The organism is Streptomyces sp. NPDC104367 (genome assembly GCF_055583825.1).
This window is the reverse complement of record NZ_JBVJND010000043.1, coordinates 12,478-25,438: the sequence shown is the minus strand read 5'-3', so window position 1 is coordinate 25,438 and position 12,961 is coordinate 12,478. Positions and strand designations below refer to the sequence as shown.

10 protein-coding genes and 2 pseudogenes are annotated in these 12,961 nt (G+C 68.1%); 2 read left to right on the top strand and 10 right to left on the bottom strand.

Annotation, left to right across the window (positions count from 1 at the left end):
* Positions 1-110: 110 nt before the first annotated feature.
* The 5 genes and pseudogenes from ACZ619_RS40450 to ACZ619_RS40430 form a co-directional block, all read right to left on the bottom strand.
* Positions 111-1,004: a hypothetical protein gene (locus ACZ619_RS40450; RefSeq protein WP_469610350.1), complete on the bottom strand. Its 894-nt coding sequence runs from the start codon at positions 1,002-1,004 to the stop codon at positions 111-113.
* Positions 1,005-1,051: 47 nt separating this feature from the next.
* Positions 1,052-1,738, bottom strand: a complete 687-nt coding sequence (locus tag ACZ619_RS40445) for an SPDY domain-containing protein (protein ID WP_469610349.1) — start codon at positions 1,736-1,738, stop codon at positions 1,052-1,054.
* 75 nt (positions 1,739-1,813) lie between these two features.
* Positions 1,814-2,095: a hypothetical protein gene (locus ACZ619_RS40440; protein WP_469610346.1), complete on the bottom strand. Its 282-nt coding sequence runs from the start codon at positions 2,093-2,095 to the stop codon at positions 1,814-1,816.
* Positions 2,096-2,207: 112 nt separating this feature from the next.
* Positions 2,208-2,555: pseudogene (locus ACZ619_RS40435) on the bottom strand (SPDY domain-containing protein); the annotation flags it as partial.
* A gap of 396 nt (positions 2,556-2,951) precedes the next feature.
* Complete coding sequence (locus tag ACZ619_RS40430; protein WP_469610343.1) at positions 2,952-4,739, bottom strand: serine/threonine-protein kinase; 1,788 nt, start codon at positions 4,737-4,739, stop codon at positions 2,952-2,954.
* A gap of 928 nt (positions 4,740-5,667) precedes the next feature.
* Here ACZ619_RS40430 and ACZ619_RS40425 point away from each other — a divergent pair.
* Both ACZ619_RS40425 and ACZ619_RS40420 read left to right on the top strand, forming a co-directional pair.
* On the top strand, positions 5,668-7,638 hold the full coding sequence (locus ACZ619_RS40425; protein WP_469610340.1) for an ATP-dependent nuclease: 1,971 nt from the start codon (positions 5,668-5,670) through the stop codon (positions 7,636-7,638).
* Positions 7,635-9,566 carry a UvrD-helicase domain-containing protein gene (locus ACZ619_RS40420; RefSeq protein ID WP_469610337.1) on the top strand — a complete coding sequence of 644 codons (1,932 nt, stop codon included), beginning with the start codon at positions 7,635-7,637 and terminating at the stop codon, positions 9,564-9,566. Before ACZ619_RS40425 ends, ACZ619_RS40420 begins: the two co-directional genes overlap by 4 nt.
* A 97-nt stretch (positions 9,567-9,663) precedes the next feature.
* On the opposite strand, the gene ACZ619_RS40415 is transcribed toward ACZ619_RS40420, so the two are convergent.
* The 5 genes and pseudogenes from ACZ619_RS40415 to ACZ619_RS40395 all read right to left on the bottom strand — a co-directional run bounded on the left by ACZ619_RS40415 (position 9,664) and on the right by ACZ619_RS40395 (position 12,919).
* Positions 9,664-10,677 (bottom strand): carboxypeptidase-like regulatory domain-containing protein, encoded by a 1,014-nt coding sequence (locus tag ACZ619_RS40415; RefSeq protein ID WP_469610334.1) that lies wholly within the window; start codon positions 10,675-10,677, stop codon positions 9,664-9,666.
* A 32-nt stretch (positions 10,678-10,709) separates the two neighbouring features.
* Positions 10,710-10,943, bottom strand: a complete 234-nt coding sequence (locus tag ACZ619_RS40410; RefSeq protein WP_469610468.1) for an SPDY domain-containing protein — start codon at positions 10,941-10,943, stop codon at positions 10,710-10,712.
* On the bottom strand, positions 10,862-11,491 hold the full coding sequence (locus tag ACZ619_RS40405; RefSeq protein WP_469610331.1) for an SPDY domain-containing protein: 630 nt from the start codon (positions 11,489-11,491) through the stop codon (positions 10,862-10,864). Before ACZ619_RS40405 ends, ACZ619_RS40410 begins: the two co-directional genes overlap by 82 nt.
* Positions 11,492-11,551: 60 nt before the next feature.
* A complete protein-coding gene (locus tag ACZ619_RS40400; RefSeq protein ID WP_469610329.1) occupies positions 11,552-12,040 on the bottom strand; it encodes a hypothetical protein in 489 nt (162 codons plus the stop codon).
* 20 nt (positions 12,041-12,060) lie between these two features.
* Positions 12,061-12,919, bottom strand: a pseudogene (locus ACZ619_RS40395) (SPDY domain-containing protein).
* Positions 12,920-12,961: the final 42 nt, after the last annotated feature.

Here is a 12,961-nt window from a genome sequence, read left to right as displayed (position 1 = left end):
ACGGAAGCGGGCCCGCTCTCTCACCATGACAACGGTGAGAGAGCAATGCCCTGAAGCAGTGGGAAACTCAGCGGACAGCGTGGCACGGTCGACGCAGGCCCGGCACGAGGTCATGACAGCGCGGGCATACCCGCCTCCGGCGCATGAGGCTGTTCGATGGCGAGCAGCCGATCGTGGTGGAGGCCCAGCTCCACGATCTCGTCGTCCGCAGGCAGGTAGGCGAGGATCGTGAGCCGCCGCCCCCGGGCGTGGCGGGTCACGGCCAGGACGTGATGCCGGTCCAGACAACCGGACACGGTGTACGCGTCACCGGAGTTGAGGTCCGCGGCACGTCCCTGAACGGTCTTCACTTCCCGGCGCTGGGTCCACCAGCGGGCCCTCGCCCGCATCCGGGCAAGTGCCGTCGCCCGTCGCTCACGCTCGGTCGTCCAGGCGCGAGAGCAGGGGGCGCACTCCACGGTGGTATCGGGGTTCGGAGCGGAGAGCGGCAGGCCGCACAGGGCGCTGCTGGCGGCGGCGTTGCGGCGGTGTCCGGTGACAAGGTTGCCCCGGCCGCTGGGCGCCCACAGCACGTCGCCCTCTCGCGGGCACACCTCGTCGGCGGGCACGCGTACCTCGCCCGCCAGGCGATGGAAGCGGTTCAGGGCGGCGAGGAGCGCGGTGCAGTTCGCGCACTTCCGTCGGGCGGACGTCGGGCGGGGATCGAGCGATTTGCCGCAGTAGCCCATCAGGTGGCCCGGGATCGGCCGGTGCGCAGTGGCCCCTTTCCCCGTCCCGACGGCGGGCCGGAGATCCGGTTCGCCGCCGGGGTGCGGCGGCGTGGTCAGGATCAGGAAGGCGCGCGTGCAGTTCTGGCACAGGGAGTGCGCCGTGTTCTCTCCGACCGGCGCGAGGTCCGTCGAGTGGGTGGCGCACACCGTCAACGGCTCGGTGCCGAGCATCACGCCGTGGTGCGCGGTCCCGTTGACAGGCGAGATGGACAGCCGGGTCAAGGGCAGGGGCAAGCAGACCTCCAAGGCCAGGGTCGGGATGGTGAGGGTGTGCCGTGTCGTCAGTCGCGGCGTACAACGGTGAGCCGTTCCCGCGCGCCGTCGGGCAGCGTGCGCCGGGGAACGGGGCCGGGGGAGGCGAGCGAGGCTGCGAAGACCGCGACCAAGTCGTGGGGGACGCTGGCGCTGAAACTGGCACACCACAGATACGGCGCTCCCAGCACGGGTTCCGCCCACGCCTGCCATCCCAGAAGGTCATCCCGAGGGTCGGCGTCATGGATGAGCGGCGGCAGCGTCTCCAGCGAGATGCTGGCGGAGAAGCCCGGGTCGGTGGCGGTCGTACGTGGGCGGTCCAGGTCGCGCAGCCAGCCGCGCGCGCCGAGTACGGTGAGCACCGTCTCCGCGTCCTCGAACCCGGCGTCGGGGGCTTCGCGGGCGTCGAGCGCGAGCAGGAGGTCGGCGAGCGCCTCGTGCGGGACGCCAGCGGTGAAATACGCGTTCCACTCGGTCATGGCCGAGGCGGAGTGCGGGCGGGCCGACAGCTGCCAGGCCACGGGGAGCCCGCCCAGCTCGAACGGGTAGGCAGCGAGGATCCATTCGGCGCCGCGCAGACCGTCGGGGCTCACGTAGAGGAGGGTGTTTCGGGAGGTCGGCCACATGCTCCAGCCGAGCCCGCTGAGGGTGTCGCCGATCCGCTCGGCGAGGACGTCGTCATCGCCGGCCAGATGGCGCGGGGTGACCCAGTACACCGGGCCCGGCGAACGGGTGTGGGAGGGATCGATGGGGTGGTGCGGGTGCAGGGGCGCCTCCGTGGGTTCGATGGATCACTGGCCGGCGTGCGGACCGGTCGCGCCGCGCCGGCGACGCGAGGGTCCCTCAGCCGGGGGCTGCCAGGTCAGAGCGACCGACACCGCGGGCGGCAGGGGGCCGAACTGCACGGCCTCCTTGGACTCGGCGATGTAGACCACCCGTCCCCTCTGCTCGTCCACCGCCGACTCCACGCCGCCCAGGATGTGGGCCATGGGGAAGAAGGGGTTGACGGCGAGGCGGACCGGCGCGTCACGGTCGTACGCGGACAGCAGGTCGAGCAGGTCACCGACGGTCATCTCGCGCGAGTGCGGGTCCAAGGTGTTCTCCAAGCAGTAGCGAACGGGGTCGCGAGAGCAAAGGCAGGGTACGCGGCGCGTACGGAAGGAACGCGACGTGCCAGTCACGGGGGCGGGAGGCGGCCAGGATCTGGACGACGACAGCTGCAATGATCTCCGCCGGGCTCTCCGTCCCGAAGGACATCCGGTAGCCCGGGACCTTCGCGGTGCCGGTGACTGCGATCGCCCAGCCGTCATCCGTCCACGCCGCGGGGCCGCCCGTTGGGGAAGTATCCGAGGTAGAACCGGCCGTCGCGCGAGCCGATGTGGACATCAGCCCGGTCGTCCACGACGTGGGTGAAGTCGGCCTCCGTGAACTGGTCGATCACCTGCATCGGCTGGCCAGCCCCGACCTTCCAGGAATGGAGCCGCAGTCCGCGACCGTAGTGGCAAGTCCAGGTTGAGCCACATTCAATGACACCGCATCACCTCTCTCACCTGGCTTTTTATGGAAGGTCGTTTAGGTTGACATGATGTCGCGGCGATCACCAGTCCTTGCCTGATCTTTCCTGTCTGCCACAGGCGAACTACTGTCCCGTCTCGATGTAGGGTCTCAGATTTCGCTGCACAGTCTCACGCTCCGCTTCATATCGGCTGCACCTGTGAAGCGGTCGCGAGACAAGCAGGTCGGTTCGCTACCCTCGGACTGACCAGCACGGATACACGCTTATGACCTGACCGACGACGTCACCGCCCAAGAGCTGCACCCGATGGGAATAGGATTCACCGGGTGAGCGCCGTCTCGCAGCAGGGGCAACTGGGGTCGACATCTGACCTAGCCTCGACGAGAGAGGCCATCCGCACCAGGTCCGGAAAGTTACGCGGTGATGGTGTCCAGGAGTTCCAGCGGAACCGGTGCACGTGCGCTCACGGCGTTAATCAGCTCGGTGCCGAACGGTCCTGGGAGGGGTCTTCCAAAGCATTCGTGCGCCAAGTCCAGCAGCACCTGGTGGCTAACAGGCGGGTCGGGAATCGCTGCTCCCCGGGCACGCGCAATTGTTCCGTCGAGCGGGGCCCGCCGGTGGACATCTCTTTCATGTAGGCGGACCCACCGATCGGCGCGCTCGATAGCACTGGACATAAGGGCCCGGCCGTCTTCCTGGTCGGGCTCGGACTCAGGGAGGTAAGCGGCCTCTTCCTTGCGGGCCCGTTCCAAGAAATGTCCGGCCCCGGCCGGATCGGCCCAATAGGTTCCCCGGCGGAACGAAATGGCGGCCAGGCCCTGGATGTAGGCCCACTGGAAGGAGAGCATGGAGAGGGTCCGCATGGCCTCGTCCATGTCCCTGTCCGACGTATTCTCGGCGATATGGATCAGGGCCAGCTCGCGTGCGACCGGATCCGCGATTCTGCCCAACCAGGACATGGCCAGCTTGGTGTCCCCGATACAGATCATCAGATTGGCCCACGCATGGTCGGCCTCCTTCCCGGGCTGACGACGCCGGACCGCTGCCATCTCGCGGTTCAGGTCGAACCTCGGCAACTGGGAGAGCTCGCGCGCGAACCACTCGATGTGACCGAACCGTTCCGTCGCTGCGGCCACCAGGCTCGACACCCGTCGCGGCGCCAAAGTGTTCCAGCACAGGAATACCTCGTGGAGCGCGGCCATGAAGGCTGCCGGATCGGATTCCAGCTCCCACATCCGTGACTCGGCAGCCTCCACCAGCTCCAGGGCGAGCGCGGGACTCACCCGGGTCGCCAGATAGGCCGCTTGGGCGAGAGTGAAGACTTTCGTCGAGGTCCTGACCCGCGCCAGGAGCCCGGCCACGAGTGGGCCCTCGATTGGGTGGCCGCCGAGCGCCTGGGCCACGGGGAGGATCCCTCCGGGCAGGTTCCGGATCCGAGACAGCACCGCCGACACCTCCCGCGCTGAATCCGGGCGCCGCGCTGGGTCCTTCTGCAGCAGCGCGGCTGCGAGCCGGTCCAGTTCAAAGGGGACATCGGCGCGCCAGCTCCGCAGCGGGGGTGCCGTGTCGTCGAGGTGCTTGTGCATCAGAACGTACGGGGGACCGCTGAAGGGCGGGGACCCGGTGAGCAGCGTGTAGAGCACGCACCCGAAGGCGTACAGGTCGCAGCGGGCATCGATCTGGGCGCCGCGCCACTGTTCGGGAGCCATGTACTCCGGAGTACCGATAGCCAGTCCTGCCGCCGTCAGGCGGGTGGTCGAGTCGGCGGCACGGGCAATGCCGAAGTCGCAGATCCTCACGCGTCCGTCGGCCTCGCGAAAGAGGTTCTGGGGCTTGAGGTCCCGATGTACGACGCCTTCCTCGTGCGCGGCGGCGAGCACTTCGGAGACCTTCAAGGCCAAGTCCACGGCCTCGTACAGCGGCAGGCCCCCGGACGTCCGGGCGAGCAGCGCAGCCAGGTCCGAGCCCTCAAGGAGCTCCATGACGATGAACGGCTGCTCTGCGTCCTGTCCCGCGTCGTACACAGGGACGACTCCCGGGTGCCGGATCCGCGAACCGATCCGGGCCTCGCGGCGGAACCGAGCTACAGCCTCCTCGTCCCCCACCTCGGCCAGCAACAGCTTCACGGCCACGAACTCGCGCGATTCCAGATCGTGGGCCTTCCACACCTCCCCCATGCCTCCGCGGCCGATCTGTTCCACCAGGGCATATCTCCCCGCCACCTGCTCGCCTGCCCGCACAGCGCCCCCAAGTTCAGGCCCACCCGTCCGGAAGCGTACCCATGACCGCCCACCCACGGCCCCCAGAAGGCGCACCGGACACCCGGCATAGTTCCCGCGTCAAAACAGACCTAGGAAATGGCCACGCTCCTGACCCCGCGGAGACCTCGGCGCTGTCCTCCGTGCCGCCCATTCCGCTGGCGCCGACATCACCCCAGCGACTGTGCCGAACATTCGTACTTCCTTTGCTGATTCGGTCGTCGTATCAGCGTGACCACGGCTCCGGCCGTCCGTGGTGAAGATCCTTGCCCGGCACGGCGTCGCCGCTTCACTGTCCGCAGCCGTTGAACGGGCCCTGCCAGAAGTTATCCACAGGGCAGCACACGGTTGTGGACGAGGTAGTACGGCGCCGAGCCAACGGAGACGTGGCGTGAAGTGCTGGGACTTGTCGCTGGTGGGCGTCAGCCCGCGCGCGTGGCCGGACGTACGAGACCCGGGTAACTCCGAGGAGATCCACGAGGCGTTCAGACGGAACTGCTGGATTCAGTACATGCCGCACGACAGGGCCATCCAGATAGGCTAGATCGGCTGGGCCGCCTAGCGGCGCCAAGCCGCTCATCCGCCTGAGCATCGGCAGCTCTCACCTAAACAACTGCGGGGATCCGCGCGCGACAAGGTCCTTAACGGCCACGCCCGGAGCGTCGCTGGCCGGCCGGTGCAGCCACGCACCAGACGGAACTGCGCAATCAGCCGGCTGTCCAACCGCCTGTGCACTCCTCGCCTCGTACATGAAGGCCGCCGGTCAGGCTCCGGATGGTTTTGATCGAACCAGCCCGGAGGCTACGCCGTTCCGATACCGTCGTCCGCGCAGTATTGCCACTCATGGGATCGTTGGACCTGAAAGTGACGAATGTTCATCGAGAAGCTCGTGCTGAAGAACTTCAAGTGCTTCGGACCGGAGGGCGCCTCCGTCCGCCTGGGCCCGGGCATCACAGCGCTTATTGGCGCCAACGGCGCGGGCAAGACCGCGGCCTGCGAGGCGCTGCTGCGGTTGTTCGGGATATCCGCGAAAGAGCGGACCGTACGTGTGGACGACTTTCACGTGCCCCTCGGCGAGACCGCCGTGCCTCCCACCCGCGAGTTGACGGTCGAAGCAGTGCTCGCCTTCCCTGAACTCGACGGCGATGACGACGGTGGGGCCACGGCAGGCGCGAAGCGGCAAGGGCAGGACAAAGTGCCCCGGCTGATTCCGGAGTTCTTCAGGCGTATGGCAGCCACGGAGGATGGCGACCTGAAGGTTCGGGTGGTGCTCCGGGCCGAATGGGTCGATGACGGCACGGTGGAGGGTGCCATCACCGAGACACGGTTGATCGTCAACACCCTTGCCGAGGAGTACGGCGAGGAGGACTACGCGCCACTCACTCCGGTGGAGCGCAGCCGTATCCAAATGGTCTATATTCCGGCGTCCCGCGACGGCGTGCGCCAGGTGACCTCCTTCCTCCGAGGTCGGCTCTGGCGAGCCGCGCAGTGGTCAAGCGGCCTGCGTGACCTCGTCAGTGAGCACGCGGCCGAGGTCGCCGAGAAGTTCACCGACGAACCCGTCGTCCAAGCCATCGAGGGAGCTCTGACCGCGCGCTGGCAGCAACTGCACGATGCAGGGGTGCACTCGGACCCGAAGCTGCGGCTCCTCGACGGCGACTTCGACCAGTTGATCCGCGATTCCGAACTCGTCTTCGAACCCGACCACAACGGCCGCCCCCGCCCAGCCCGCACACTGAGTGACGGGCAGCGATCCTTGCTGCACCTCGCCCTGGTGGCAGCCGCCCTTGACGTCGAGGGCGCGATCAACGACGGTCAGCACGCCGACGACTTCGCGCTGGACGGCGCCCACCTGCCAAACCTGACGCTGATCGCTGTCGAGGAACCCGAGAACAGCCTTTCGCCGTTCTTCCTGTCCCGGATCATCACCCAGCTGCAGGAGCTGAGCGGCGGCACAACGACGCAGACGGTGATCTCCAGCCACTCCGCCAGCGTCATGGCCCGTATCCGCCCCGAAGACGTCCGGTACCTCCGCACGGAGCCCGCCACCGCGACCGCATCAGTCCGCGAGATCACCCTCCCGGAAAACACCACCGAGGCCGGCAAGTACGTGCGCGAGGCCGTGCGCGCTCACCCGGAGCTGTACTTCGCCAAGTTCGTGGTGCTCGGCGAAGGCGACACCGAGGAACTCGTGCTCCCCCGCATCGCCCAGGCACACGGCGTCCAGCTGGATCCGTCGTTCATCGCCATGGTGCCGCTCGGTGGCCGGCACACCAACCACATGTGGACGCTGCTGAACGATCTGGACATCCCGCACGCCACCCTGCTGGACCTCGACTATGGCAAGGAAGGTGCAGGTCCGGGTCGGCTGCGCGACGCCTGCAAGCGCCTGGCCGCCAGCGGACTGAAGCCACTTGAAGAGCTCGCCGGCTACGACAAGATCGACGACATCACCGACGACCTCGACGTCGATGCCATTCGCTCGATCTTGAAGCACCTGCGTACGTTCGGCGTCTTCTACGCCACTCCCCTCGACCTCGACTACGCCATGCTCAGGGCGTTCGAGAACGCCTACACACACCTCGAAGCGGGCGACCGCGGACCGGGTGCCGGCGACCCCACCATCACGGTCATGGGCGAGAACGGGACCAGGGAGGACTACTGGAGGAACGCCAAGCGCCTTGAGCGGCTGAGCTGGTACCGCTACTTGTTCGTGAACCGATCCAAGCCGAGTTCCCACATGAGCGCGCTCGGCCGCCTGAGCGACGCGGAACTAAAGGCGGATGCGCCCAACGTGCTCAGGGCCCTCGTGCTCCACATCCAGGAGAAGATCTCCCTGTGAGCGTCCCCAGCCAGCCGGACCCCACGAACCCGCCCGAACCGCGCGTCACCACACTGATTCCTGCCGAGGAATGGCGGCCGATCGGCATCCCGGACCTCGAACCGGCCGCGTGGGAGGCTCTGCGGGACACCGGCAATGTCGCAGTCGTGGCGGGTCCGGGCGCGGGCAAGACTGAGTTCCTCGCGCAGCGCGCCGCCTACCTCCTGCAAACCGGCATCTGCCCGTGGCCCCAGCGCATCCTCGCCATCTCCTTCAAGAAGGATGCCGCGGCCAACCTCGGCCGCAGGGTCGCCTCCCGGGTTCCGGAACACGCCGGCCGATTCGCGTCCATGACGTTCGACGCGTTCACCAAGAGCCTGGTCGACCGGTTCGCGGCGGCGCTGCCAGCGGACTGGCGGATGAACGACGGGTACGACATCCGCATGGCGCCCGATTCCGAGGTGAGCCAGTTCCTCAACGGCATCGCCTTCTCGGCACCGCAGGCCCTGTCCGGGAAACTCGGCTTCCAGCCAGGGCGATTCGTCTCCGAATTCGTGGGTGGTTGGCACCTGCCCGAGAACCTTCCGACGGATGACGAGGTCGACGCCGTCTCCTACGCCGTACGCGAGTGGTGGCGCGCACGCTACCTGCGGCCGGGAACAGCGGACGTCGACTTCGTCATGCTCAACCGGCTCGCCGAGCTGCTCGTCCGCGCGGTACCGAAGCTCAGACGCGCCCTGCGCATGACCTACCCTGTGGTCTTCGTCGACGAGTTCCAGGACACGACCAGCGCGCAGTTCTCCTTCCTCACCTCCGTGTTCGGCGAGAAGACCGAAGTCACCGCGGTCGGGGACAGCAAGCAGCGGATCATGGGCTTTGCCGGCGCCCTGCCCGAGGCTGTCCAACGCTTCACCGACGGCTTCAACGCCACGTCCTACGCGCTGGCGTGGAACTTCCGATCCAGCGACGCGCTAGTAGAGCTGCAGCACGTCATCGCGAGCAGACTGGACCCGGCCGCCGTACGGGCCATCTCGAAGGCCGCCGCCGAAGTCGGGCATGAGCCCGCCGTCTTGTGGACGTTCTCCGGCAGCGACCGGGAAGCGACCTTCATCGCGGACTGGATCGCCCGGGACATCGCCGCCTCGGACCGTATGCCGTCGGATTTCGCACTCATCGCCCGGCAGAGGGTCAAAGACTTCGAGCCCCTGTTTCGTGCCCGCCTCGCCGCCCACGGCATCAGAGTCCGCAACGACGACGCCCGCCTCGGCAAGATGACCCTTCAAGACCTCCTGAAAAGCGAGACCGCCCGCCTCCTGCTGGGTCTCCTCCGGCTGGCCAACGAACCCCGTGGCCTCACCAAGGTCTGGCGGGACGTATCGGCAACCATGGAACAAGTTCACGGAGCAACCGGCGACAAGACTGCCCAGCACCGCGTCGGCGAGAACCTGGCCGAACTGACCACCGAGCTAAGAGCCTGGCTCCGCTCTCACCCACCGACGACCACATCGGCCACCGACACTGTCAAGCAGGTGGTCGGTCTCCTCGACGGCACTGCCCTCCGCCGCTACGTGAAGTCGGCAGCCCCTGGGGAGGATTTCGATCTAGTCCTTGTCGCGTTCGAAGCACGCCTTGAGACCGCGATCGACGGCACCGCAGAATGGGGGTCCGTCCTCGACGAGTTCGAGGGCGTTGATGCTGTCGTCCTGCTCACCGCCCACCGCAGCAAGGGCCTTGAGTACCACACCGTGTTCTTCCTGGGCATCCACGCGAGACAGTGGTGGGCGTACGGAAGCGACCGGCGCGAAGGAACCTCAACCTTCTTCGTAGGCTTGTCCCGGGCTGCACAGCGACTGATCTTCACCACGGACCAGACAGACCGTACCGGCCCCATCGGCGACCTCTTCACGATGCTCACCGAGGCGGGCGTGCCCGAGATCAACCAGGGGTGACCGCGGCTCCGACCACTTCGCCACCTGTCGGGAAGACAAAGAGCCCGGGAGTCGACATGAACTCCCAGGCCCTGCTGCAAACGCTGGCGCAGGTGTGTCAGCCTTCACCGGACGGTGTCTTCTCGCGGCCACGGCGGGTGCGCGTAGCAGCAACTACTCCGGTACCGCCGACGACAAGGAACCCTGCGCCGCCGAGGAGCCACGGGCTGGCGTCGGCGCCGGTGTGGGCGAGAGAGCCCTTAGAAATGAGTCCGGTGCTGCTCGAAGCTCTCTCCTCAGCAAGCGGAGTACCCGGCGGAGTGGTGGACGACGAGGAAGCGCCCTCACCCTGCCCCGGGGCCGAGGCGCCCGGTGCAGAGGTGCTGGCGGTCACACCTTCGGAGGAGGCGGGTGCCGGAGTCGTGGTGCTGCTCTTCTTGGTGTTGGTGATGGTCACGGTGACCGGATCACCGGGCTTTGCCGTGAAGCTCTTGGCGGGCTTGTACAGGGCATACCCCGCGGGTGCGGTGGTCTGTCTGGCCCAGAAGGCGGTGCCGGTGCGGTTGTTGACGGGCAGCTGAGCGGAGGCAGTGCCGTCCGACCCGGTGGTGAGGGTGATCAGGGTGGTGGTGCCGGTGCCGATGGTGACGGTGGATCCGGGCAACAGCTTGCCGCTCTTCGTGTCCGTCGTCTTCAAGGTGAGGGTGGCGGCCTTGAATGGGTCGGTGATCGTGAGCGGAGTGGTAGCGCCGGGGGTGACGATGGCGTCCTGGTCGTCGACGACCGCGTGCAGTCGGCTGCCGGAAGCCGTCTGCTTGAGCCGGTAGACACCCGGCGTGAGGTCAGGGAAGGTCAGCTTCCCCTGGGCGTCGGTCTTGCCTCGTCCGGCTTCCTGGCCGGCAGAGTCGAGCAGGAGAAACCCGGCGTCGGGGAGCACCTCCCCGGCCGTGTCCTTAACGGTGATCTCGACGCCGCCCGCGTCTGGGGCCGGTGTTTCTGCGGGAGCAGCGGAAGCCGAGGGCGTCGGCTCGGTCGGCCGCGCCGTCGCGGCCGACGCCCAGCTGCCGGTGCCGACTACCACGGCGGCGACGGCAGCAGTTCGGACGGCGCCGCGGACGAAACGAGGATGCACGAGAAGAGGGGCTCCTTGATCAGGGGGGAGGGTCATCGGGTCCGGCCGGAGGCCGGGGCGCGAGGCGGCGGGGCCGCAAGTGTGTTGCCGGGCGTCTGCCTCGCTGTCGTGGTGGTGACATAGAGGGCGCGGCGGGTCTGGACGGGGATGTCCTGGACGGTGCGGTGCAGCGGCTCGGTGGAGATCAGCGAGGCGGTGAAGGCTGCGACCAGCGTGGTAGGCGTCCCGAAGGAGAAGCGGGCCGTCCAGTGGGGCTCGCTGGGAATCCGCCCCAGGCCCGCCAGACCGGTCTGTTGGCGCCGTTGGCGTATTGGTGGCGTACGCCGCCGAGTCCTTCCGGGGCGAGGAAGGTCTGTGTGCCGTCGGTCTTGACGTCGTGGCTCCAGCCGCGGGCGAACAGCGGTCCGTATGCCTCGTACGGCGCCGTGTCGTCCTGGCACAAGCGGTCCTGGTCGCTGTGCCGGTCTTCGAGGTAGAGGTCGAGCAGTTCGGTGTGGACGTCTTGGAGCAGTTCGACGGGGGTGGTGGCGTCGAAAGTGATCTGCCAGGCCGGCGGGGTGAAGGGGGCCTGGTGTGCGGTGATGGTCCATGTGCCCTTGCCGCGCCTGTCGGGCTGGGGGTCGTAGGTGGTCTGCAGTCGCAGGCAGGGGCTGAACGCGGCGGCCGTGCCTTCGTCGGTCTGGGCGAACGGCCAGCCCTCGTCGAAGGGGAAGGCCCATGCCGTACGAGGGTCAAGGGCGGTGGGCCCGGCGAGGTGCCGGGGAAGCACCCGCACGCTCTGGGCCGGGTCGAGGTTCTCCAAGGGGTGGGTCATCACGGGCAGTGCTCCTGCTGGAAGTGTGCGGAACGCCGGGAGCGGCAGGTGTGGGGCGGTTCAGCGGGTGCGGGAGCCAGCGCGGGTGACGGGCACGGCAGGTGAGGGCCGCCGGGCACGGCCGGCCGTGCGGCTGGGCGCGGATGCGGTCCAGGCGCCTGGGCACCAGACCTGCGCGTACTGCTCAATGGCGTCGCGCAGCCGGTTGGTGTGGGCGCCTTTCCAGGGCACCCAGTCGGGGCGGTCAGGGAACTCCTGGAACCTGCCGTAGCCGGACTGGCCCGGCCGGCGTCCTTGTGCCGAGTCGCGGTGGTCGAAGGTGTGGTGGTCGGTGAACTTGAGGACGGCGACGTCGAGTTCGCCCCGGTCCTGGTGGACGGTCGCCAGCCGCAGGCCGTCGTACTCGTCGGCCCGGATTGTGGGACAGAAGTCGATCTTCAGGCGTAGTGGCCCGCCGGGCACCGGGGTGGCGTAGTAGGTGTGGCCGACGACGGCGTGGTCGAACGGGAGCCCGAGTTCGGTGAAGAACTCGCGGGCGTACATCGACATGAGCGGCTTCCTGGTAAGAGTCAGCGACGGGGACCGGGCAGGGCGGGGCGGCTGGTGGTGCTCCAGCGCGGGACGCTGGTCGTGGGCAGCGCGGCCGGGCGGCGGGAGGCGACGCGCTGCACGTCGAGCGGGGTCGGGGCCGGCGGGCGCGGCGGGAGGATGGGGGTGAGCTGGGCCAGGTCCTTGACGTAGCTGTAGGTGGAGTCACGCCAGCGGGGCAGCGGGGCGGGATCGCAGACGGACTCGGTGACGGCTTTGAGCAGGGCGACGGGGGTATCGGTACTGAAGGTGGCGTACCAGAAGGGACGGTTGAGGGAGGTGCCGGCCCACAGCTGCCAGCGGGCGTCGCGGGTGGTCAGTTCGGTTTCCGCGGCGAGATCGCCGGTGGTGTACTCCAGGGCAGCGAGGGTGTCGGGTGCCTGGACGGCGAAGACGCCTCGACGGGGCCGGTCGAACAGCCAGCCGCGGTTGATGAGCGGATCGATGGCGAGGAACGGGTCGAGGTCCTTGCTCCCGGAGACCGGCCGGGCGAGATAGCGGTCCGGGCCCTGCTCGTACGCGGCTGCGAGCGCGGTGGTGAAGGCGGTCACGAATTCCGTGGGTGCGGAGTCGTTGAAGCAGGCGCCCCACGCGGGCGGGCCGAAGGGGTCCTTGTAGGCGTTGATGCGCCACAGCCCGTCGTCGTCGCCTTCGGGGAGATAGCCCAGGCGGACCTTGCGGTCCGGGGCGTTCAGGTAGGCGTTAGAGGTCGTCGTGGTGCAGTTCCCAGCCGAGGTTGCGCAGCGGGTCGAGGCCGGGATCGCCGACAGCGGTGGCGCGGGCGAAATGGCGTGGGGAGACGTAGACGTCTCCGTCGATGGTGTCGTCGTGGAGTGGCACAGGATCCTGGGAAAGGGAGGGAGGCAGGTCAGGGGGCAGGGG